Origin of the sequence: Aquincola tertiaricarbonis (assembly GCF_000969605.1) — a bacterium.
Lineage (GTDB): Bacteria > Pseudomonadota > Gammaproteobacteria > Burkholderiales > Burkholderiaceae_C > Aquincola > Aquincola tertiaricarbonis.
In genome coordinates this window covers 21,574-42,546 of sequence record NZ_JZUE01000031.1, presented here as the reverse complement: position 1 = coordinate 42,546, position 20,973 = coordinate 21,574, and the positions used below count along the sequence as shown (strand labels likewise).

Below are 20,973 nucleotides of genomic sequence, written 5' to 3'. Positions count from 1 at the left end.
GCGCGGCCGCCGGTCAGGCCGGTGCCTGCGGCGGGTTCTTCTCCAGCAGGAACGGGCCCAGCACCAGCGCATCCACCGGCGTGCTGGCCCAGGCATGGATGGCATCGCGCGGCGTGCACACTACCGGCTCGCCGCGCACATTGAACGAGGTGTTGATCAGCACCGGCACGCCGGTGAGCTCGCCAAAGGCGGTGAGCAGGCTGTGGAAGGCCGGCTGCGTCTCGGCGCTGACCGTCTGCACGCGGGCCGTGCGGTCGCTATGGCAGGCCGCGGGAATGCGACTGGCCTGCGACTCCAGCACGTCGTAGATGAAGAGCATGAAGGGCGACTTGCCGCGGTTGGCGTGGCCGGGCGTGAACCACTCGCCGATGTGCTCCTCCGGCACCGCCGGCGCCACCGGGCGGAAGTCCTCGCGGTCCTTCAGCTCGTTGATGCGGGCCTGCATCTCGGCATGGATGGGCGAGGCGATGATGGAACGCGCGCCCAGCGCCCGCGGGCCGAATTCCATGCGGCCCTGGAACCAGCCGATCACCTGGTCGCGCGCCAGCACCTGGGCCACCTCCCTGGCCGGCTCGGCCATGCGGCGGTAGGGCAGCTTGGCCCACTTCAGCTCGGCCTCGATGGCCTCGTCGCTCCAGTCCGGGCCCCAGTAGGCATGGGTCATGGTCCAGGTGCGCGGCGCCAGCTTCACCGGCTCGCCTTCGCGGATCACCGGCAGCTGCGGGTCCTTGGCGCTGCCCTCGGCGCGGGCGCGGCTGTCGATCCACAAGGCCGCGCCCAGCGCGGTGCCGGCATCGCCGGCCGCGGGTTGCACCCACACCTCGTCGAACAGGCCGGCATCCCGCAGCTTGGCATTGGCCACGCAGTTGAGCGCCACGCCGCCGGCCATGGCCAGCTGCCGCTCGCCGGTGGTCTCGCGCAGCCAGGTGGCCAGCTTCAGCGTGGTCTGCTCCAGCAGCGCCTGCAGGCTGGCGGTGAGGTCGAAGTGCCACTGCTCCATCGGGCCGCCGCGCTCACGCGCCGGGCCGACCAGCTTGGCCAGGTCGATGGGATCGATGCGGTACTGGCCGTTGTCCAGCAGGTGCACATGCTCCTGCAGCAGGCCCAGCCAGCGCGGCCGGCCTTGCGCCGCCAGGGCCATCACCTTGTATTCGTCCGACGAGGCAAGGAAGCCCAGGTGCGTGGTCACCTGCTCGTACAGCAGGCCCAGCGAGTGGGGCACCTGCACCTCGCCGATGGCCCGGTAGCTGTCGTCGCGGTAGACGCCGTAGGTGCTGGTGGCCCGCTCGCCGCGGCCGTCCAGGGTCATCACCGCGCAGTGCTCGAAGGGCGCGGCCAGGAAGGCGCTGGCCTGGTGGCACAGGTGGTGGGCCACATGGTGGAAGGTGAAGGGCCCGTCGAACTTCGCGCCCTTGAAGCGCTTGCCCAGGTGGTGCGGCGCACCGTCGACCAACTGGCGGGAGGCATTCAGCACATAGGCCGCGAACAGCGGATCCCAGGGGTTCTCCCAACGTGGATCGGGCTGCGCCGAGGGGATGAGCGGCAGCGTGATGGTGTCGCCCTGCAGCCGGCCGTCCAGGAACAGCCCGGCATCGAAGCTGTAGGCCACCGCATCCACGTCGGTGAGCGCGATGCCGGCGCGCGCCAGGCAGAAGTCGATGGCATTGAAGGGCAACTCCCACGCACTGAAGGGCACCGGCCGCTTGGCATGCTTGATGCGCGAGAAGCGCTCCTCTTCAGCGGCGGCGCAGAGCTGCCCGTCGATGACGAGCGCCGCCGCCGAATCATGGAAAGCCGCGTTGATGCCCAACGTGATCATGGATGAGGCTCCTTGGTGTGATGGGCGGCCAAGGGCAAGGCACATGCCGAGCGGGTGCAGCACTGTGCGTGCTGCCAGTGTCAGCATTTCAGCGTTCCGTTTCGATCATTGCGGCGGCCTGCCCGCTATGATCGACCGGCACTTGACACGACAAGACATGCGCCCGCTCAGCCTCGCCAACATGGAGTCGGAACTCAGCTACGCATACCTCCATGCCGTGGCGTCTCATGCGCGGTGCGCGTGCAAGGTGTCGACTCGGCACGAGGACAATGCCGGGGTTGACGCGCAACTGGTCGCTTGGGGCCCGTTTGACGGTGGCGGCTATCGCACCGAGGTGGACCTCAAAGTTCAACTCAAGGCCACCGTCGCAGAGCCCGCCGTGGTTGACGGTCACTTCGCGTACAGCCTTCGTGGCATCGCCCAGTACGATGATCTTCGGTCGCAGGCGGTGGCCACGCCGCGGATCCTGGTGGTGCTGTACATGCCGCCGGCATCGGCCAAATGGATCGAATGCACCGAGGACGCGCTGGTGCTGCGTCGTTGCGCCTACTGGGTCAGCCTCCGGGGCGCTAAGGCATCGTCGAACGGATCGGCGCAGACGGTCTACATTCCATGCACGCAGCGTTTCGACGGCCCGGGCCTGCTGTCCCTGATGAGCAGGCTGTCGCGCAACGAGGTACCGCTGTACGAAGACATCTCAGCATGAACACCGGACCGACGATCGCTCCCACCGACCTGCGCGACTTCCTCAAGTCGCAGGGATGGAGCCTGCTTGAGCAGGCGCTCGCCGACCGGCTTTACGTGCTGGGCCATTCGCAGTTCCCGCATCGACAGATGGTCTTCCCGATGGACTCCACAGCGCCCGACTTCGCGGAGTCGGTGAGCTCCGTGCTGTCCAAGCTGGCCGACCTGTATGGCGCGCCGCAGCGTACGCTGCACAACCGCATCCAGTCGATCCGCGACGACGTCTTGCGCTTCCGGGTGTTCTTCGACGGGAATGACAACGCACTGCCGCTGAGCTTTGCATCGACCCTCGTCAGCAGCACGGAGCAGTTGCTGAAGGCCGGCGCATGCACGGCGCTTCGTCCGCGCCGGCACCATCCCCGGCTGAGCCTGAGCGAAGCCAACCAGTTCGTCGAGAAGGCGCGATTCGGCCAGACCGAGCTGGGCAGCTTCGTCTTGAAAGTGGCCTGCCCTGTCAACGCCATGGAGGCTCAAGGATGCCTCGATCTTGAGCAGGACCGGGCACCCTTCGTACGGCAGGTGACCTGGACGGTACAGCGTGCGCTGACTCAGCTGACCACTGCCATCGAGACGGATCGCCTGGACGAGTTGGTCGACGAGCTGAAGGCAGCCGACATGCCGCTGGTGTCGTCGAACCTCTGCGAAGCGGTGTTCTCGATGCACGACGACGTGGTGGACAACGCGCTCGACATCGATTCCGACTGGTCGCCCCTGCACCGGTCGCCTCACGGCCCCGACGCCAGCAGGGTGCGTATCCAGCGCGACTACTTTGCCCGGATTGAATCCGTGCGCAGGGAACTGCGGTCGGTGGAACTTGATAGGCCCGACGTCTACATCGGAACCGTCGAACGCCTGGAAGGCGAGATGGGCGAAGGCGGGCAGCGCTCTGGCGTCGTGGTGCTCTCGCTGCTGCTGCCGGACGAAGGCGAGACGGTACGCGCGAGAACCGTGCTGTCTGCGGCCGACTACGCCAAGGCCGACCATGCGCACATGACCAACGGCACCTACGTGCGCGTGACCGGCTGCCTGCGCCCGGGCCGCCAGCCGAGGCAGCTTACCGACATGACCGCTTTCGAGCTTCTGGTCGAGTAGCAATCCGCCACCCGGCGGCGGAGCAGGCAAGAACGGCGGCTTGGCCGCCGCACGACCCTCACTTGCCCGGCTTCTTGCTCTCCGTCTCGCCATCGTCGGCGGGCGGGTTGTCCTTGCCGGCCTGGCTGGGCTTGAGCTCCCAGTCCACCTCGTCCTTGTCGGTGCTGGTGCGGCGCTCGGCATTGATGGCGGCGCCGGGCGAGATGGGGTCGCTGGCGGGGAAGGTCTGGTCCAGCGACTCGTCCAGCAGTTCCTGGTAGGTGGGCACGCGGTCCTTGTCCTTGCTCTTGCCTTCCAGGCGCTGGTCTTCCTTGTGGCTGCGCGCCTTGTCTTCCATGTCCTGCTTGTCGGTCGGGTTCATCGTGTTCTCCTTGGCCGCGGGGCGGCCTGGCCTTGCGGCAAGGGCCATACCCGCATGCCCGCCAGCGCCGTTGCCGGCGCCAGGTCGTCAGCGCTCGGCGCGCTCCAGGGCCGCGCGCACCGCAGGACTGGCGCTGGCCCAGTCCAGGCCCGAGTCGCCAGCCGCGGCCGGCCAGCCGGCTGCCAGCTCGGCCTCCACCTCGGACCAGGGCCGGCCCGCATGTCGCTGGCGTGCCTGCTCGCCGTAGCGGTAGGCCGCGGCATGGTCGTCGGGCGCGTCGGCCAGCGCCTCCTTGGGCGCACCGGCGGCCATCATGCCGGTGGTGCCGCCGGAGGCGCCGCTGCCCAGCGCGGCACCGATGACCGCCCCGGCCACGCTGCCCACCGGGCCGGCGGCCAGGCCGGCCACCGCGCCCGCTGCGGCACCGCCCACCGCGCCGGCGGTGGCACCGATGGGATGCGAGGCGATGGTGTCGTCGCCCCGGCCCGAGCTGGCGAATGCCGGCCGGGCGTCGGGCTTGATGGAGGCGGGCGGCACGGGCTTGTTGTCTTCGCTGGTCATGATGACGATTCCTTCAGGTTCAGATGGCGCCCACGCTGCCGGTCACCGGCAGCACGATGCCGGTGACGTAGCCGGACATCACCGGCGAGGCCAGGTACACATAGGCCGGGGACAGTTCCTCCGGCTGCGCGGCGCGCTTCATGTCGGTCTGCTTGCCGAACTCGGCCACCTGCTCGGCCGGGGAATCGGCCGGGTTCAGCGGCGTCCACACCGGGCCGGGCGCCACCGCATTGACGCGGATGCCCTGGCTCACCAGGTTCTGCGCCAGCGACTTGGTGAAGGCATGGATGGCGCCCTTGGTGGTGGAGTAGTCCAGCAGCTTGGCGCTGCCCTTCAGGCCCACCACCGAGCCGGTGTTGATGATGGAAGCGCCCTGCTTCAGGTGCGGCACCGCAGCGCGGGCCATGTGGAAATAGCCGGCGATGTTGGTCTGCAGCGTCTCCTGCAGCCGCTCGTCGGTGATGTCGACGATGGACTCGGCATGCTCCTGGAAGGCGGCGTTGTTCACCAGCACGTCCAGCTTGCCGAAGGCGTTCACCGTCTGGTCCACCGCCTGCTGGCAGAAGCCGCTGTCCTTCACGTCGCCCGCGATCAGCAGGCAGCGCGTGCCTTCCTTCTCCACGCAGCGCTGGGTCTCCTGCGCATCCTCGTGCGAGTTGAGGTAGACGATGGCCACGTCGGCGCCCTCGCGAGCGAACAGCACCGCCACCGCGCGGCCGATGCCCGAGTCACCGCCGGTGATCAGCGTGGCCATGCCCTGCAGCTTTTCGCTGCCCTTGTAGTCGGGCGCCATGAAGCGCGGGGCCAGCTGCAGGTCGGCCTCGGTGCCGGGCTTGTCCTGATGCTGGGCTGGCAGGTCGGTGGGCTGCTCGCGCGCGCCCGCCTGCACGCCCTGGGGCTTCTCGTCCTGCTGCTCCTTCTGTTTCTTCGCGTCCTTGGCGTCCTGTTCCTGCTGGATCTTCAGGTGGCGCGCGGTGGTGTCTTCCGTCTGGCTCATGGGGGCTCCTGTTCAGGTGCCGGCAGCTGCCGGCCAATGCGGAAAACGGCGGCAAGGGGCGTTCCCGCAAGGCGCTCAAGGCAGCAGGGCATCCGGCTTGCCAAGCAGGGGATTCAGGCCACACCGCCTGGCCAACACGGACCGACCACGCCAAGGAGACCGCATGAACACCGATCGCGCCCTCAGCTCGCTGTCGCCCGGCATCACCACGATGATCCGGATGGACCACTCGCATGTGCTGACCATGTCGCACCGCTACCGGGTGGAGTCCGACCCCGCGCGCAAGAAGACCATCGTCGACGCCATCTGCCTGGCGCTGGAGATCCATGCGCAGCTGGAGGAGGAGATCTTCTATCCCGCGCTGGAGACGGTGGCCACCGGCAACGCCGTGCTCACCAAGTCGCGCCCCGAGCATGACGAGATGAAGCGCCTGATCGCGCAGCTGCGCAGCATGGCGCCCGAGGACCGCGGCTACGACCGCGCCTTCCTGGAGCTGATGCGCGACGTGATCCACCACGTGGCCGACGAGGAGACGGTGCTGCTGCCGGCCGCCGAATCGCTGCTGGCCGAGCAGCTGCCGGTGCTGGGCGCGCGCATGACGCGCCGGCGCATGCAGCTGGCCGCGCCGCATGCCGGGCAGCTGCTGGTGGGCTCGGTGCGCACGCTGCCGCCGGCCATGGTGGCGATGACGGCCACGCTCTTCGTCGGTGGCCTGCTGCTGGGCCTGGCGCTACGCCGCCCCAGCCGCTGGTAAGGCCGGCAGGGAACGTCGATTGCCGACAAGCAGGAGCCCGGCGGCGGGTGCAACCCGCCGCCTGCCCTTCCATCCATGAACAGGAGCACCTGATGATGAACCACAAGACCTCGCACCGCACCCTCGCCATTGCCGCCGCCGTGCTGGCGCTGGCCGCCACGCCGCTGGCCTGGGGCCAGCAGAACACCGACGGCAAGACGGGCGCGACCAACGCCGACAACAAGGTGCCGGCCATCCCGCGCACCGATGCCAATTTCATGAAGCAGGCCGCCGAGAACGGCCATGCCGAAGTGGAGACCAGCAAGATGGCGCTGACCAAGGCCAGCAGCCCCGAGGTCAAGAAGTTTGCGCAGCAGATGATCGACGACCACACCAAGACCAACGAGGAGCTGATGGCCCTGGCCAAGACCAAGGGCGTGGAGCTGCCGAGCGGACCGTCGCTGGTGCAGAAGGGCAAGGCCAAGGCGGTGCTGGACACCGCCGAGGGCGAGAAGTTCGACCAGCGCTACGTGGCCAGCATGGGCGTGGATGCCCATGAGGACACGCTCAAGCTCTTCCGCAAGGCCGCCAAGGACGCCAAGGACCCCGAGCTGAAGGCCTGGGCCGCCAAGACCGTGCCGGCGCTGGAGCACCATCTGCAGATGGCCAAGGCGCTGGATGCCACGGTCAACAAGAAGGGCAGCAAGACCGCGAGCAAGTAAGCAGCGCGCAGGCGCCGCCCGGCAAGTAGAAAGGCCCACCGAGGTGGGCCTTTTGCGTGGCGGGCGCTGGCCCGCCAGCGGGTTCAGCGTGCCGCGCTGCCCCCGGCCGCGGTCCACGGCCGCAACAGCTCCGGCGTGCGGAAGTCCGCCGGCACCTCGAAGTCCGACGCGGCACCGCTGGCGGCCTGGGCGCCCTCGGGGAAGCCGCTGCGACGGCTCCAGTCGTGCGGCCGCGCCTGGCGCGCCATGCGCTCGCGGCGCAGGCCTTCGGCGCAGTACACGTCCAGCGCGGTGATGGCCACCATCGCCACCAAGGTGCCGGCGCGCGAGCCGCCGCTGTGGCCGAACAGCGTGCGCCGGCGGGGTGCCAGGGCCACGGTCGCGATGTCCAGCAGGTCGCCGGCCACGCGCCCCCACACCCAGGGCTCCGGGTCGGCGGTGGTGAGCAAGCCGGCGCCCACGCCCACCTCGCGCAGGCCGTAGGCCCGCACCAGGGTCTGGCTGCTGGGCAGCTCCGGGCGGTCGGGCATCTCGCCCATCTCCGCCATGCGGGCCATGCGGCGCGGCATGGCCAGCTCGGCCAGGCCCAGGGCCAGGCTGAAGAAGCCCAGGCCGCGCGCCAGCGCATGCACGCCTGCGTTGCGCGGCGGCGCGCTGCGCAGGGTGTTCTCGGTGTTGTGGGTGGTCATGTTCATGGCTTCATCACCACCTTGATGCAACCGTCGTGCTTGTCGCGGAAGGTCTTGTACATCTCCGGCCCGTCGGCCAGCGACACCTGGTGCGTGATGACGAAGGACGGGTCGATCTGCCCTTCCTGGATGCGGCGCAGCAGGTCGTCGGTCCAGCGGTTGACGTGGGTCTGGCCGGTGCGCACCGTCAGGCCCTTGTTCATCAGCGCACCGATGGGCAGCTTGTCCACGATGCCGCCGTACACGCCCGGGATGCTGAGCACGCCGCCCGGACGGCACACGTAGATCATCTCGCGCAGCACATGCGGCCGGTCGGTCTCCAGCATCACCGCCTGCTTGGCGCGGTCGACCATCGAATCGATGGAGCGCGTGGCATGCGCCTCCATGCCCACCGCATCGATGCACTTCTCCGGGCCCTTGCCCTGGGTGAGTTCCTTCAGCCGCTCCAGCACGCTCTCGTCGTCGAAGTTGATGGTGATGGCGCCGCCGGCGGTGGCCATGGCCAGCCGCTCCGGCACGTTGTCGATGCACACCACCTGCTTGGCGCCCAGCAGCACCGCACTGCGGATGCAGAACTGGCCCACCGGGCCGGCACCCCACACGGCCACCGTGTCGGTGGGCTGGATGTCGCAGGCCACCGCGGCCTGCCAGCCGGTGGGGAAGATGTCGCCGAGGAACAGCACCTGCTCGTCCGTCAGGCCGTTGGGAATCTTCACCGGCGTGACGTCGGCATAGGGCACGCGCACGTACTCGGCCTGGCCGCCGGGGTAGCCGCCGGTGAGGTGCGAGTAGCCGAAGAGGCCCGCCGTGGTGTGGCCGAACATCTTCTCGGCCATGTCCTTGTTGCGGTTGCTGCGCTCGCACACCGAGAAGTTGCCGCGCCGGCACTGGTCGCACTCGCCGCAGCAGATGGTGAAGGGCACCACCACCCGGTCGCCCACCTTCAGCTTGCTGTTGCCCTTGCCCACCTCCACCACCTCGCCCATGAACTCATGGCCCAGGATGTCGCCCGACTTCATGGTGGGCATGAAGCCGTCGAACAGGTGCAGGTCGCTGCCGCAGATCGCACAGCAGGTCATCTTGATGATGGCGTCGCGCGGCTCCTCGATCACCGGATCGGGAACGGTTTCATAGCGGACGTCATGCTTGCCGCGCCAACAGAGTGCTTTCATCGGGTGTCCTTTCGGTGTGAACTGATTTGCCGCAAGGAATGCGGAGGCATGCGCCGGGGGCCGGGCATCAGGTACCGCTGCCAGGCTCGGCCAGGCGTCGGTGCTGTTCGGCCAGCGTGTCCGATGGCATCACGTTCGCCATCGCCACCTGCACCTTGTTCTTCAGGCCGCTGACGACATCGCCCTCGCCCTTCATCATCGCGTCGAAGCCGGCGCGGGCGACATCGGCCGGATCGTCCTTCTTCTGCGTGCCCACCTTCGTGTCCAGCATGTCGGCCCGCTCGAAGAACTGCGTGTCGGTGGGGCCGGGCATCAGGCAGCTCACCGTCACGCCCGAGTCCTTCAGCTCGTTGCGCAGCGCGAACGAGAAGGAGTCGATGAATGCCTTGGTGCCGTTGTACACGGCCTGGAAGCTGCCGGGCATGAAGCCCGCGATGGAGCCGGTGATCAGGATGCGGCCCTGCCCGCGCTGGCACATGCCGCGCGCCACCTGCTGCAGCAGGTCCAGCGTGCCGGTGATGTTGGTGTCGATCACGTGGCGCACCGCAGTGAAGTCCTGGTCGAGGAACGCATGGCCCAGGCCATGGCCGGCATTGGCCAGCAAGGCCTCCACCGGACGGCCGCCGATGGCCGCGCACAGCTGCGCCACGCCGTCGGCGGTGGCCAGGTCGGCCTGCACCGCCTCCACCTGCGCGCCTTCGGCTCGCAGCTGCCCGGCCGCGGCCTGCAGCGGCTGGTCGGCGGCGATGAGCAGGTCGAAACCCTCGCGTGCGCAGCAGCGCGCCAGTTCCAGGCCGATGCCCGAGGATGCGCCGGTGACGACGGCCAGCGGCCGGTTGTTCGGGGTGTTCACGGGCTTCGGTCTCCTGTGGAATGGCTGAGGGGCGGGCAGCCTTGCGGGGCAAGCCCTGTACCGCGTTGGCGGAACGGGGATTGCCGGACAGCCGCCAGGCGCCGTCGCATCCGCGGCGGTGAGAATGACCCGCCGGCCTGCAGTGGACGGTGGCACCCAGTGGAGAGAAGTTGACCGACCCTGCAGCACTGAACGGCACCGACCACGAGGTGGCTTCGCCCCTGACGCAGCGCGCCGCCCTGCCGTTTCCCGTGGTGGGCGTCGGTGCCTCGGCGGGCGGGCTGGCCGCCGTGACCAGCCTGCTGCATCACCTGCCCGCCGACACCGGTATGGCCTTCGTGGTGGTGCTGCACCTGTCGCCCCAGCACGAAAGCGCCGCCGCCAGCCTGCTGCAGAAGGCCACCCGCATGCCCGTGCAGCAGGTCGTCGAAACCACGCCGGTGGCGCCCGACCATGTCTACGTCATCGCTCCCGGCCAGCAGTTGCTGATGGAAGACGCTGCGCTGGCCACGCGCCCGCTGGACCGTCCGCTGGGACGCAACGTGGCGGTGGACCTGTTCTTCCGCTCCCTGGCCCGCACCCAGCGGGAGCGTGCGATGGCGGTGGTGCTCTCGGGCACCGGCAGCGACGGCGCAGTGGGCGTGGCCGACATGAAGGAACAGGGTGGCCTGACGCTGGTGCAGGCCCCGGACGATGCCGAGTACGAGGCGATGCCGCAGGCCGCCATTGCCACCGGCCAGGCGGACTTCGTGCTGCCGGTGGCCGACCTGGCCGACAAGCTGGTGACGCTGTGGCACAACGCCAGCCGCATCGAGCTGCCAGCCGACATGGCCCAGCAGTCCGAGGCGCGGCCGCCGCGCGATGCGTCCGCGGCGGTGCGCGGCGAACAGGCGCTGCAGGCGGTGATGCAGCTGCTGCACGCACGCACCGGCAACGACTTCCAGCACTACAAGCGCGCCACCGTGCTGCGGCGGCTGGAACGCCGGCTGCAGGTCAACGGCCTGCCCGACCTGGCTGCCTATCGCACCCACCTCGAGCAGAACCAGGCCGAGACCGTGCCGTTGCTGCGCGACATGCTGATCAGCGTGACCAGCTTCTTCCGCGACCGCGACGCATTCGAGGCGCTGGAGCGCGAGCTGATGCCGCGGCCGGCCCGGGAAGAGGAGACGCCCGCTTTCCGGGCCTGGTCGGTGGGCTGTGCCACCGGCGAGGAGGCCTATTCGCTGGCGATGCTGCTGAACGACCATGTGCAGGCCCCGGGCGAGCCGGGCGTGGCGCTGCAGGTGTTCGGCTCGGACATCGACGAGCAGGCGCTGGCCGTGGCGCGCACCGGGCGCTACCCGGGCGCCATCGTCACCGACGTGCCGCCCACCCGGCTGCGCCAGTACTTCAGCGCCGATGGCGATGCCTACCGCGTGCGCAAGCCGCTGCGCGAGCAGATCATGTTCTGCCGCCACAACGTGCTGCACGACCCGCCCTTCTCGCGGCTGGACCTGATCGCCTGCCGCAACGTGCTGATCTACCTGGAACGCGAGGTGCAGGCCCAGGTGCTGGAGGTGTTCCATTTCGCGCTGCGGCCCGGCGGGCTGCTCTTCCTGGGCAGCGCGGAGACGGCCGAATCCGCGCCGGGGCTGTTCCAGCTGGTGGACAAGAAGCACCGCATCTACCGTGCAGCGCCGGTGCAGCGCCGCAAGTTCGACCTGCCGGCGCTGCGCAGCAACAGCGCTGCCGGCGCCATGCCGGCGCAGGCCAACCAGCCGCCGCCAATGGCGCCGCTGGAGCGCCTGCACCTGCGCCTGCTGGAACAGCATGCGCGCCACAGCGTGGTGATCGACAACCACCACATGGTGCTGCACCTGTCGGGCGGCGTGGGCCGCTACCTGCGGCTGACCTCGGGCGCCTTGACCAGCAACCTGCTGGCCCTGGTGCTGCCGGAGCTGGCGCCGCCGCTGCGCACGGCGCTGCTGCATGCCGGGCAGACGGGCCGCCGCGTGGCCGCGCGGCCGGTGCCCCTGCCGCGGCGCGAAGGCCCCGCCGTGGCCCTGCAGATGACGGTGGTGCCCGACGTCACCCGGCCGGCGTCCGTCACCGCCGCAGCCGCGGGCGCCGCCAGCCCGGCCCGCACGATGCTGGTGGTGTTCGAGGAAGTGGACCTGGCGCTGGCGCTGCCGGAAAGCGTGGGCGAGGCACCCGACCCCGAGCTTCGGATCCTGCAGGCCGAGGTGGCGCGGCTGCAGGCCGAACTCACCGGCAGCATCGGCGAATCGGTGATCTCCACCGAGGAGCTGCGCGCCTCGAACGAGGAGCTGCAGTCGATGAACGAGGAGATGCGCTCTGCCGCCGAGGAGCTGGAGTCGAGCAAGGAGGAACTGCAGTCCGTGAACGAGGAACTGGTCACCGTCAACTACGAGCTCAAGGCCAAGGTGGACGAGATGGCCAAGATCAACGACGACCTGAGCAACCTCATCGCGTCGATGAACATCGCCACCGTGTTCGTGGACCGGGCGCTGCGCATCAAGCGCTTCACGCCGCCGGCGCGCGAGGTGTTCAACATCCTCGGCAGCGACGTCGGCCGGCCGCTGCTGGACCTGAGCAACCGCCTGTCGCACGACGGACTGGCCGACGACATCGAGGAGGTGCTGCGCACGCTGCAGCCGCTGGAGCGCGAACTGCGCAGCGACGCGGGCCGCTGGTACCTGATGCGCATCTCGGCCTACCGCACGAACGAGGACCGCATCGACGGCGCCGTGCTCAACTTCATCGACATCAGCGAGCGCCGCCGCGCGCAGGACCTGCTGCGCGCGCGCGACGAACGGCTGCGCCTGGTGGCGGAGAACACGCGGGACTACGCCATCGTGACGCTGGACGAGAACGGCCTCATCACCACCTGGAACAAGGGCGCCGAACTGATGTTCGGCTTCACCGACCAGGAGGTGCTGGGCCAGAGCTTCCGGCTGCTGTTCGTGCCCGAGGACCGCAGCGACGGCACGCCCGAGCGGGAGCTGGCCACCGCGCTGCGGGAAGGCCGCGCGCTGGACGAACGCTGGCACCAGCGCAAGGACGGCACGCGGCTGTACTGCAGCGGCACCACCACCCCGTTCACCGATGGCGAGATGCGCGGCTTCGCCAAGATCGCCCGCGACCTCACCGAACGCCAGCTGCTGGAAAGGCAGCGCGACGAGCTGCTGCAGGCCGAGCAGCAGGTGCGCGCGCAGCTGCAGGCGGCCAACTCGCTGCGCAGCGAGTTCCTGGCGGTGATGTCGCACGAGCTGAAGAACCCGCTGAACGTGGTGCTCATCAACACGGAGCTGATCCGCCGTTCACCGCAGGCGCTGGGCAGCGAGCCGCTGGCACGCGCGGCCGAGACCATCCGGAAGACGGTCAAGGGCCAGGCGCAGATCATCGACGACTTGCTGGACCTCTCTCGGCTGGAGACGGGCAAGCTTTCGCTGGAACGCGCGGCGGTGGACTACCGGCCGGTGGTCGAGCGCATCGTGGATGCGCTGAGCCCGCAGGCCGCCGAGAAGGACATCGCGGTGGCGCTGCAGGTGCAGGACATGGTGGTGCATGCGGACATCGTGCGGCTGGAGCAGATCGTCTGGAACCTGGCCAGCAATGCGGTGAAGTACACCCAGCCCGGCGGCGCGGTGAGGCTGACGCTGGTGCGCGAAGGCGCACTGGCGCGGCTGGACGTGACGGACAACGGCCCCGGCATCGAGCCCGGCTTCATGGACTCCATGTTCAACATGTTCGAGCAGGGCGACAACCGCGCCTCCACCCGGCGCGAAGGCGGGCTGGGCATCGGGCTGGCGCTGGTCAAGCAGCTCACCGAACTGCACGGCGGCCATGTGGAAGGCCATTCGGAGGGCCGTGGCCGCGGCTCCCGCTTCACCGTCTGGCTGCCGCTGTGCGAGGACAGCGGCAGCGGTGCCGCCGACGAGGGCGCCGGCCCGCACGAGCTGGCCGGCCGCCGCATCCTGCTGGTGGAGGACAACGCGGACACGCTGGACGTGCTGGCCGAGCTGCTGCGCATGGAAGGCGCCGAGGTGGCCGCCGCGATGAGCGCGCCGCAGGCGCTGGCGCTGGCGGAATCCCAGGACTTCGACCTGGTGGTGTCCGACATCGCGATGCCGGGCATGGACGGCCACCAGCTGGTGCGCGAGCTGCGCCGGCGCGAGCGCAGCCGGTCGTGGCCGGCCATCGCAGTGACCGGCTTCGGCCGGCCCGCCGATGCGCAGCGGGCGGCGGAGGCCGGATTCGACGCGCACATCGCCAAGCCGCTGTCGCTGGAAGCGCTGGTGGCCGCGGCACGTCCCCTGCTCCGGCAGGGCCCATGAAGACAGCCCGATTTCCATCCTGGTGCCTGTGCCTGCTGCTGGCCGGCTGCGGCGCGGAGAACACCGGCTCGCCGGTGCAGGCGCCCGGTGCGCCGGCCGCTGCCAGCACCCGGCTGCTGGAGGCCGGTGCCGCCGCGCTGCAGGACATGCCGCCGGTGGATGCGCTAAATGCCTACCTCGACGGCTTCCACTTCTACAGCGGCCACATGGCCGGCCAGATGGAAGCCCACCACTACTGCAGCATCGTCAACGAGGACGTGATCCAGTGCGTGATCTACGACGGCAACGTGCGCGACGCCAAGCTGATGGGCGTGGAGTACATCGTCTCGCGCCGGTTGTATGAAGGCCTGCCGCCCACCGAGCAGCGGCTGTGGCACAGCCATGTGCACGAGGTGAAGTCGGGCCAGCTGATCCTGCCAGGCGTGCCCGAGCTGGCCGAGCGGGCCCTCATGCGCAAGCTGGTCGATACCTACGGCAAGACCTGGCACACCTGGCACACCGACCGCGACAAGGCGCTGCCGCTGGGCGTGCCGCAGCTGATGATGGGCGCCACGGCCGATGGCCAGATCGACCCGGCGAGGGTGGCGGAGCGCGACCGTCGCTTCGGCATCGACAGCGCGGCCAAGCGGGCCGAGCGGGCCGACATTCCCGCGCCGCCCGTGCATCCCGCCGCCGATGCCTGGCAGCGGGGCCCGGCCTACCAGATCGACGACCCGGCCGGCGCGCACCACGAGGCCGCGCCCGCGCGCTGACCCCGAGGCGGCCGCCGCGGCAGGCCGGCCCGTCCGGCGGCCGGGGTGGCCGCGTCGATCAGGCGGCGCAGCTCGGCCAGCGCCTGCTGCACCGGCACCTGGCGGCAGGCCTGCACGCCGCGGGCCCGGCGCTGCTCGTCCACCGCATGCCACAGCGCGCCGAAGGTGGTGACCTCCAGCGCATCGCGCCACAGGCCGTCGGCCGGCAGCCGCAGCACGCGCGCCAGGGCCTCCCATTGCGCATCGCCGCGCGGCGCCACGAAGCCGCGCCGCCACAGGCCGCGCAGCTGGTGTCGGGCCAGGATCAGGCAATGCAGGTCGGCCGGATCGTCCACCTGCAGCTCGCCCTGCTCGCGGGACTGGCGGTCCCATTCGCGCAGCTGCCAGGACAGGCCCACGTCCACCCGGCCTTCACGCCGGCTGGAGGTGATGACCCGCACGGCGCAGCTGTGGCGGATGCGGCGGTCGGCACGACGCAGCGCGGTGACCAGCGCCTCGTCCTCCAGCCAGGGCACGCCGTCGGGCATGCCGCCCACCGCGCGATAGGCATCGGCCCGCACTGCCAGGCTGGCACCGAAGTGCTGGTGGTGGCGCGGCCACGGGTCGGCATCGTCGGGGTCCAGCAGGCTGTCCAGCTTCTGGCAGGCCAGGCGGTAGGCGGTGTCCCAGCGCTGCCATCGCTTGCGCAGCCGGGCCACCTCGGACGGCTCGTCGGCATCGGCATCGGCCTCGGCATCGCCTTCGGCCAGCAGGCGACCGCCCACGGCATCGGCGCCGGCGTCGATTTCGCGCGCGGTATGGCGCAGCCAGTCGGGCGCCGCGCGGGTGTCGCCGTCGGTGCTGGCGATGAAGGCGCCGCGCTGGCCGCTCCAGGTGAGGCGGCGGCAGGCTTCCTCCATCAGCAGCCGGCGGGCATGGCCCACGTTGGCCTGGGGGGGCGGCAGCGTGACCTCGCACACCTGGAGGTTGACATGCGGATGAAGCCGCGCGAACGCACGCACGATCGAAGCACTGTCGTCGCTGCAATTGTTGGCCAGCACCAGCACCTCGTAAGGGGGTGCGTCGGTCTGCCCGGCCAGGGCCTGCAGCGTGGCAGGCAACCGCTGCGCCTCGTTGCGCACCGGCACGATCACGCACGCCCGCAATTTCTCGCGCGGCGGCGTGAAGTCGATCAACGCCGGCCGAGCACCATGCCCACCAGCACGCCGGCCGCCACAGCGGCCAGCGGATGCTCACGCACCAGCTGGCGCGTCATCTCCAGCATCTCGTGCATGGCCTCGCCGATGGGCAGGCTCTCCAGCGAGGCGGCCGTGCCGTCGAAGGAGGGCTCGTCGCCGGCGGAGGAGGAATAGTCGTTGCGAGACGGGCTGCTGCCGCCGTAGCCGCTGCCGGTGTCCGATCCGCTGCTGGAGCCCATCTTGGCGCCCAGGCTGGGGGCGCTGGCGGAGCCGGCGCTGGAGCCGGCGCCGGTGCTGGAGCTGCCTGTACTGGAGCTGCCGCTCGTGCCGCTGCCGGAGCCGCCGTTGCCGGTGCCGGTGCTGCCGGCGCTGGTGCCCGTACCCGTGCCCGTGCCGGAAACCGACTCGCTGCCGGTACTCGCGCCTGCGCTCAGGCTGCCGGGGCTGGCGGAGCTGCCGGGGCCCGTGGGTGTGGACTTCTGCGTGGGATCGGTCTGGTCGTTCACGGGAGGCTCCTGTTGTTGTGGCCTGGGCCAAGGAGCAAACGCCGTTCCCGTGCAAGGCCGCGCGACCAGCACTCAGCGCTGCAGCCCCACGGCCTGCAGCACCCAGCCCAGCAACCACGCCAGCAGGCCTAGGGTGGCCACGCTGGCCAGCCACAACCCGGCCAGCCAGGCCAGCCGCCGGCCCCAGCGCGGCGGTGCTTCGTGCGGGTCAGTGGTAGCCATCGCCAGCCCTCACCTTGCCGCGGAACACCCAGTAGGCAAAGCCCGTGTAGGCCAGCACCAGCGGCAGGATGACCACTGCGCCCACCAGCGCGAAGCCCAGGCTCTCGTCGGGCCCGGCGGCCTGCCACAGGGTGATGTCCGGCGGCACCACATGCGGCCACAGGCTGATGGCCAGGCCGCTGTAGCCCAGGAACAGCAGCGCCAGCGTCAGCAGGAAGGGCCGTGCATGGCCCTCGCCGCGCAGGCTGTGCAGCAGCGCCCAGGTGCACAGGCCCACCAGCACCGGCACCGGCGAGAACCACAGCAGCTGCGGCCACTGGAACCAGCGCTGGGCGATGGCGTCATGCGCCAGCGGCGTCCAGATGCTGATGGCCACGATCACCGCCAGCAGTGCCCAGGTGAGCCACTGGCCCAGCTGCCGCATGCGCTGCTGCAACGGGCCCTCGGTCTTCATCACCAGCCAGGTGGCGCCCAGCAGCGCATAGGCCACCATCAGCGCCACGCCGGTGAACAGCGCGAAGGGCGACACCCAGTCCAGCGGACCGCCGGCGAATTCGCCCTCCACCACCGGCACGCCGTCGAGGAAGGCGCCCAGCGTCACGCCCTGGAAGAAGGTGGCGGCCACCGAGCCGCCGATGAAGGCCTGGTCCCACATGCGGCGCTTGCCGGCACGCGCCTTCATGCGGAATTCGAAGGCGACGCCCCGGAACACCAGGCCGATGAGCATCAGCATCAGCGGCAGGTAGAAGGCGCTGAGGATCACGCCGTAGGCCAGCGGAAACGCCGCCAGCAGCCCGGCACCGCCCAGCACCAGCCAGGTCTCGTTGCCGTCCCACACCGGGGCGACGGTGTTCATCATCACGTCGCGGTCCTCCTTCTCGTCGAAGAAGGGAAAGAGGATGCCGATGCCCAGGTCGAAGCCGTCCATCACCACGTACATCATCACCCCGAAGAGGATGATGCCGGCCCACACCAGCGGCAGGTCCAGGCCGTCCATCATCCGCGCCCCCCTCCGGCCGGTGGCCCGGCCTCGGGCGCGGCGCGGTCGCCCGCTGCGTCCACGCCTTCGGGCGCGGCCGACAGCGGCCGCATCGGATGCCGGTCCTGCCCCGGCCCGCCCTCGGCCACGCCGGGCTCGCCGGCTTCCGGGCCCTTGCCGATGATGCGCAGCCCATAGGCCGTGCCGGCGCCGAACACCGCCAGGTACACCACGACGAACAGCGCCAGCGTGAAGCCCACCTCGGCCACGCCGTGCTGGGGCGAGACGGCATCGGCCGTGCGCATGACGCCGTAGATCACCCAGGGCTGGCGGCCGATCTCGGTGGTGAACCAGCCGGCCAGGATGGCCACCAGCCCCGTGGGCGACATCAGCAGCGCAAAGCGCAGGAACCAGGCCGCGTTGTAGATGCGGCCGCGCCGGCGCAGCAGCAGGCCGCAGGCGGCCAGGAGGATCATCAGCAGGCCCAGGCCCACCATCAGCCGGAAGGTCCAGAACACCACGGTGGCGTTCGGCCGGTCCTCGGGCTTGAAGTCCTTCAGCGCGGGGATCTGGCCATCCCAGCTGTGGGTGAGCAGCAGGCTGCCCAGGCGCGGTATCTCCAGCTTCCAGCGCGTGGCCTCGGCCTGCATGTCGGGCCAGCCGAACAGCACCAGCGGCACGCCCTCGCCCGGCGGCGTGCGCTCCCAGTGGCCTTCGATGGCGGCCAGCTTGGCCGGCTGGTGCTCCAGCGTGTTCAGGCCATGCTGGTCGCCGATCACCGCCTGGATGGGCGCGGCCAGCAGCAGCATCCACAAGGCCATGGAGAACATGGTGCGCACGCGCAGGTCGTCGCGACCGCGCAGCAGGTGCCAGGCGGCAGCGCCGCCCACCATCAATGCGGTGGCGATGTAGGCCGCCACCACCATGTGCAGCAAACGGTACGGAAAGCTGGGATTGAAGATGACCTTCAACCAGTCGGTGGGCACCACGCGGCCGTCGATGATCTCGTAGCCCTGCGGCGTGTGCATCCAGCTGTTGGAAGCCAGGATCCAGGTGGCCGACAGCAGCGTGCCCAGCGCCACCGCCACGGTGGAGGTGAAGTGCAGGCCGGGCCCCACGCGCTTCAGGCCGAACAGCATCACGCCCAGGAAACCCGCTTCCAGGAAGAAGGCGGTAAGCACCTCGTAGGCCAGCAGCGGCCCGGTGACGCTGCCGGCAAAGCGCGAGAAGGCGCTCCAGTTGGTGCCGAACTGGTAGGCCATCACCAGGCCCGAGACCACGCCCATGCCGAAGGCCACCGCGAACACCTTCAGCCAGAACTGGTACAGGTCCAGGTACACCCGGCGGCCGGTGCGCAGCCACAGGCCTTCCAGCACCGCCAGGTAGCTGGCCAGGCCGATGGTCAGCGCCGGAAAGATGATGTGGAACGAGATGGTGAAGCCGAACTGGATGCGGGCCAGCAGCAGCGCGGTCATGCGTCGGCCCCGGGCGGCAGGTCCATCAGGCGGCGGCGCTGCGCAGCCGGCGCGCGATGCCCTGCGTGGCGTCGCCCGGCAGCACGCGCTGCGGCACCTGCGTGAAGTTCCAGCCGCCAGGCGTGCGGTGCACCACCCACACCAGGTCGAAGCGGTGGTCGGGCCAGCGGGTGGGCGCTTCCTCGCGGCCCAGCAGCGCATTGGCCAGCGCGGGCAGTTCGTCGTGCCGCCAGCTCACCACCACCGGGCCCGACAGCAGGCGCAGCACCTGGGCCACGTGCGACACCGGCTCGCTGGCGCTGAAGCGCTCGTCCACCTGCAGGCCCAGTTCCTCGGCCAGCGGCTCCACCGTCAGCCGCGGGCGCGGCGAGGGATGCTCGTCGGTGGCGCGGGCGGCGAACACATGGCCTGGCTGCTCGATGTGGCGGCGCACCGCGGCCGCATCTACCGGCGCGAAGAAGCGCACCAGCGCGCCGGCCCGCTGCCAGCCGCGCGGGCTCAGCGACAGGTCCGCCTCGTCCTCCGGCTTCTCGGCATGCCGGATCAGCATGATGTGGGTCATGGAGTGGCCAGCACCGCGATGGATTCGGCCGCGGGCTGCGGCTGGGCCTGCACCGCCTCATGGTGCGTGCGCAGGCGCTTGAAGGCGGCCAGGGACTGGCCGACCACCTGGTCCATGTTGTAGTAGCGGTAGGTGGCCAGGCGGCCGACGAAGGTCACGTTGTCCAGCGCCTCGGCTTCCGCCTGGTACTTGCGGTAGAGCGCGGCGTTCTCCTCGCGCGGCACCGGGTAGTAGGGGTCGCCCTCGGCGCAGGGGTATTCGTACACCAGCGAACTGCAGTGGTGCTTCTGGCCGGTGATGTGCTTGAACTCGCTGACGCGGGTGTAGCCGTAGTCGTTGGGGAAGTTGACGGTGCCCACCGGCTGGAACTGCTCCTGCTGCACCGTGACATGCTCGAAGCGCAGGCTGCGGTAGGGCAGCTTGCCGTGGCGGTGGTCGAAGAAGGCGTCGATGGGGCCGGTGTACACCATGTGCTTCCACGGCAGCATGCCCACCACCTCGCGGTAGTCGGTGTTGAGCATCACCTTGATGTTGGGATGGCTCAGCATGTTCTGGAACATGCGGGTGTAGCCCAGCCGGGGCATGGCCTGGAAGGTGTCGGCGAAATAGCGGTCGTCGCGGTTGGTGCGCAGCGGCACGCGGGCCGTCACGCTGGCATCCAGCTCCGACGGGTCCAGCCCCCATTGCTTGCGGGTGTAGCCGCGGAAGAACTTGTTGTACAGGTCGCGCCCCAGGGTGCTCACCACCACGTCCTCCGAGGTGCGCACCTCGTCGCAGGGTTCCACCACGGTCTGCAGCCATTCCTTCATCTCGAAGGAGGTGAGGTTGAGGCCGTACAGCCGGTTGACCGTGTCCAGGTTGATCGGGATGGGCAGCTGCTGGCCGTCCACGCTGGCCAGCACGCGGTGCTGGTAGGGCCGCCACTCGGTGAAGCGCGACAGGTAGTCGAAGATGTCCGCCGAGTTGGTATGGAAGATGTGCGGGCCGTAGGGGTGGATGAGCACGCCCGCCTCGTCGTAGCAGTCATAGGCGTTGCCGCCGATGTGGGGCCGCTTGTCCACGATGAGCACGCGCGCATCCAGCTCGTTGGCCAGACGCTCGGCCAGCACGCTGCCGGCGAAGCCTGCACCGACGATGAGGTAGTCGAAACCCTGGCCCTCCTGCACGGCTTGTGCGGCGGTGAGTTCGATCTGTCTGGTGGCTTTGTCCATCCCTGGCT

Annotated in this window: 20 protein-coding genes; 6 read left to right on the top strand and 14 right to left on the bottom strand. The window is 69.9% G+C overall.

Going from position 1 to position 20,973, the window contains the following annotated elements:
- Window positions 1–13 precede the first annotated feature (13 nt).
- Entirely contained in the window at window positions 14–1,819 is a 1,806-nt protein-coding gene (locus VO99_RS24585) for a carbamoyltransferase family protein (protein ID WP_046115577.1), read from the bottom strand.
- Between VO99_RS24585 and VO99_RS24580 the strand changes: the two genes are divergently transcribed.
- The gene (locus VO99_RS24580) at window positions 1,803–2,525 is read left to right on the top strand and encodes a DUF4365 domain-containing protein (RefSeq protein WP_198157055.1); all 723 of its coding nucleotides are present in this window, start codon (window positions 1,803–1,805) and stop codon (window positions 2,523–2,525) included. The genes VO99_RS24585 and VO99_RS24580 overlap by 17 nt on opposite strands.
- Complete coding sequence (locus tag VO99_RS24575; RefSeq protein ID WP_046115576.1) at window positions 2,522–3,655, top strand: hypothetical protein; 1,134 nt, start codon at window positions 2,522–2,524, stop codon at window positions 3,653–3,655. The genes VO99_RS24580 and VO99_RS24575 overlap by 4 nt, the downstream gene beginning before the upstream one ends.
- Window positions 3,656–3,713: 58 nt before the next feature.
- On the opposite strand, the gene VO99_RS24570 is transcribed toward VO99_RS24575, so the two are convergent.
- From VO99_RS24570 to VO99_RS24560, 3 genes are all read right to left on the bottom strand, one after another.
- Window positions 3,714–4,016 (bottom strand): hypothetical protein, encoded by a 303-nt coding sequence (locus tag VO99_RS24570; protein WP_052736613.1) that lies wholly within the window; start codon window positions 4,014–4,016, stop codon window positions 3,714–3,716.
- An 87-nt stretch (window positions 4,017–4,103) separates the two neighbouring features.
- Complete coding sequence (locus VO99_RS24565; RefSeq protein ID WP_046115575.1) at window positions 4,104–4,577, bottom strand: hypothetical protein; 474 nt, start codon at window positions 4,575–4,577, stop codon at window positions 4,104–4,106.
- A 19-nt stretch (window positions 4,578–4,596) separates the two neighbouring features.
- Window positions 4,597–5,574, bottom strand: coding sequence for an SDR family oxidoreductase (locus VO99_RS24560; protein WP_046115574.1), 978 nt, complete (start codon window positions 5,572–5,574; stop codon window positions 4,597–4,599).
- Window positions 5,575–5,737: 163 nt separating this feature from the next.
- On the opposite strand from VO99_RS24560, the gene VO99_RS24555 reads away from it, so the two are divergent.
- Together VO99_RS24555 and VO99_RS24550 are read left to right on the top strand one after the other, a co-directional pair.
- Window positions 5,738–6,328, top strand: a complete 591-nt coding sequence (locus VO99_RS24555) for a hemerythrin domain-containing protein (protein WP_046115573.1) — start codon at window positions 5,738–5,740, stop codon at window positions 6,326–6,328.
- A 95-nt stretch (window positions 6,329–6,423) separates the two neighbouring features.
- Window positions 6,424–7,029, top strand: coding sequence for a DUF4142 domain-containing protein (locus tag VO99_RS24550; protein WP_046115609.1), 606 nt, complete (start codon window positions 6,424–6,426; stop codon window positions 7,027–7,029).
- An 83-nt stretch (window positions 7,030–7,112) separates the two neighbouring features.
- Here VO99_RS24550 and VO99_RS24545 read toward each other — a convergent pair whose 3' ends face one another.
- The 3 genes from VO99_RS24545 to VO99_RS24535 all read right to left on the bottom strand — a co-directional run bounded on the left by VO99_RS24545 (window position 7,113) and on the right by VO99_RS24535 (window position 9,743).
- Window positions 7,113–7,724, bottom strand: a complete 612-nt coding sequence (locus VO99_RS24545) for a hypothetical protein (protein ID WP_232315524.1) — start codon at window positions 7,722–7,724, stop codon at window positions 7,113–7,115.
- Window positions 7,721–8,890 carry a zinc-dependent alcohol dehydrogenase gene (locus VO99_RS24540; RefSeq protein ID WP_046115572.1) on the bottom strand — a complete coding sequence of 390 codons (1,170 nt, stop codon included), beginning with the start codon at window positions 8,888–8,890 and terminating at the stop codon, window positions 7,721–7,723. The genes VO99_RS24545 and VO99_RS24540 overlap by 4 nt, the downstream gene beginning before the upstream one ends.
- 67 nt (window positions 8,891–8,957) lie before the next feature.
- On the bottom strand, window positions 8,958–9,743 hold the full coding sequence (locus tag VO99_RS24535; protein WP_046115571.1) for an SDR family NAD(P)-dependent oxidoreductase: 786 nt from the start codon (window positions 9,741–9,743) through the stop codon (window positions 8,958–8,960).
- A gap of 170 nt (window positions 9,744–9,913) precedes the next feature.
- On the opposite strand from VO99_RS24535, the gene VO99_RS24530 reads away from it, so the two are divergent.
- Together VO99_RS24530 and VO99_RS24525 are read left to right on the top strand one after the other, a co-directional pair.
- Entirely contained in the window at window positions 9,914–14,080 is a 4,167-nt protein-coding gene (locus VO99_RS24530) for a chemotaxis protein CheB (RefSeq protein WP_232315521.1), read from the top strand.
- Window positions 14,077–14,832: an OBAP family protein gene (locus VO99_RS24525; protein ID WP_046115570.1), complete on the top strand. Its 756-nt coding sequence runs from the start codon at window positions 14,077–14,079 to the stop codon at window positions 14,830–14,832. The genes VO99_RS24530 and VO99_RS24525 overlap by 4 nt, the downstream gene beginning before the upstream one ends.
- Here VO99_RS24525 and VO99_RS24520 read toward each other — a convergent pair.
- The 7 genes from VO99_RS24520 to glf all read right to left on the bottom strand — a co-directional run bounded on the left by VO99_RS24520 (window position 14,778) and on the right by glf (window position 20,965).
- Window positions 14,778–16,007 (bottom strand): glycosyltransferase family 2 protein, encoded by a 1,230-nt coding sequence (locus tag VO99_RS24520; RefSeq protein WP_052736610.1) that lies wholly within the window; start codon window positions 16,005–16,007, stop codon window positions 14,778–14,780. The two genes, VO99_RS24525 and VO99_RS24520, sit on opposite strands and share 55 nt — an antisense overlap.
- On the bottom strand, window positions 16,004–16,516 hold the full coding sequence (locus VO99_RS30560; RefSeq protein WP_052736609.1) for a hypothetical protein: 513 nt from the start codon (window positions 16,514–16,516) through the stop codon (window positions 16,004–16,006). The genes VO99_RS24520 and VO99_RS30560 overlap by 4 nt, the downstream gene beginning before the upstream one ends.
- A gap of 72 nt (window positions 16,517–16,588) precedes the next feature.
- On the bottom strand, window positions 16,589–16,738 hold the full coding sequence (locus VO99_RS29785; protein WP_083440905.1) for a DUF2474 family protein: 150 nt from the start codon (window positions 16,736–16,738) through the stop codon (window positions 16,589–16,591).
- Window positions 16,725–17,738 carry a cytochrome d ubiquinol oxidase subunit II gene (gene cydB, locus VO99_RS24510; protein WP_310733674.1) on the bottom strand — a complete coding sequence of 338 codons (1,014 nt, stop codon included), beginning with the start codon at window positions 17,736–17,738 and terminating at the stop codon, window positions 16,725–16,727. The genes VO99_RS29785 and cydB overlap by 14 nt, the downstream gene beginning before the upstream one ends.
- Complete coding sequence (locus VO99_RS24505; protein ID WP_046115569.1) at window positions 17,735–19,192, bottom strand: cytochrome ubiquinol oxidase subunit I; 1,458 nt, start codon at window positions 19,190–19,192, stop codon at window positions 17,735–17,737. Before VO99_RS24505 ends, cydB begins: the two co-directional genes overlap by 4 nt.
- Window positions 19,193–19,217: 25 nt before the next feature.
- Window positions 19,218–19,754, bottom strand: a complete 537-nt coding sequence (locus tag VO99_RS24500; RefSeq protein WP_052736608.1) for a phosphoglycerate mutase family protein — start codon at window positions 19,752–19,754, stop codon at window positions 19,218–19,220.
- Complete coding sequence (gene glf, locus VO99_RS24495; RefSeq protein ID WP_046115568.1) at window positions 19,751–20,965, bottom strand: UDP-galactopyranose mutase; 1,215 nt, start codon at window positions 20,963–20,965, stop codon at window positions 19,751–19,753. The genes VO99_RS24500 and glf overlap by 4 nt, the downstream gene beginning before the upstream one ends.
- Window positions 20,966–20,973 lie beyond the last annotated feature (8 nt).

Excerpts from the sequence above, each read along its gene's own strand:
- VO99_RS24550 (WP_046115609.1), top strand. The coding sequence starts at position 6,424 with ATGAACCACAAGACCTCGCACCGCACCCTCGCCATTGCCGCCGCCGTG.
- VO99_RS24555 (WP_046115573.1), top strand. The coding sequence starts at position 5,738 with ATGAACACCGATCGCGCCCTCAGCTCGCTGTCGCCCGGCATCACCACG.
- VO99_RS24525 (WP_046115570.1), top strand. The coding sequence starts at position 14,077 with ATGAAGACAGCCCGATTTCCATCCTGGTGCCTGTGCCTGCTGCTGGCC.
- VO99_RS24505 (WP_046115569.1), bottom strand. The coding sequence starts at position 19,192 with ATGACCGCGCTGCTGCTGGCCCGCATCCAGTTCGGCTTCACCATCTCG.
- VO99_RS24500 (WP_052736608.1), bottom strand. The coding sequence starts at position 19,754 with ATGACCCACATCATGCTGATCCGGCATGCCGAGAAGCCGGAGGACGAG.
- cydB (WP_310733674.1), bottom strand. The coding sequence starts at position 17,738 with ATGATGGACGGCCTGGACCTGCCGCTGGTGTGGGCCGGCATCATCCTC.
- VO99_RS29785 (WP_083440905.1), bottom strand. The coding sequence starts at position 16,738 with ATGGCTACCACTGACCCGCACGAAGCACCGCCGCGCTGGGGCCGGCGG.
- glf (WP_046115568.1), bottom strand. The coding sequence starts at position 20,965 with ATGGACAAAGCCACCAGACAGATCGAACTCACCGCCGCACAAGCCGTG.
- VO99_RS24580 (WP_198157055.1), top strand. The coding sequence starts at position 1,803 with ATGCCCAACGTGATCATGGATGAGGCTCCTTGGTGTGATGGGCGGCCA.
- VO99_RS24570 (WP_052736613.1), bottom strand. The coding sequence starts at position 4,016 with ATGAACCCGACCGACAAGCAGGACATGGAAGACAAGGCGCGCAGCCAC.
- VO99_RS24545 (WP_232315524.1), bottom strand. The coding sequence starts at position 7,724 with ATGAACATGACCACCCACAACACCGAGAACACCCTGCGCAGCGCGCCG.
- VO99_RS24585 (WP_046115577.1), bottom strand. The coding sequence starts at position 1,819 with ATGATCACGTTGGGCATCAACGCGGCTTTCCATGATTCGGCGGCGGCG.
- VO99_RS24560 (WP_046115574.1), bottom strand. The coding sequence starts at position 5,574 with ATGAGCCAGACGGAAGACACCACCGCGCGCCACCTGAAGATCCAGCAG.
- VO99_RS24575 (WP_046115576.1), top strand. The coding sequence starts at position 2,522 with ATGAACACCGGACCGACGATCGCTCCCACCGACCTGCGCGACTTCCTC.
- VO99_RS24540 (WP_046115572.1), bottom strand. The coding sequence starts at position 8,890 with ATGAAAGCACTCTGTTGGCGCGGCAAGCATGACGTCCGCTATGAAACC.
- VO99_RS24565 (WP_046115575.1), bottom strand. The coding sequence starts at position 4,577 with ATGACCAGCGAAGACAACAAGCCCGTGCCGCCCGCCTCCATCAAGCCC.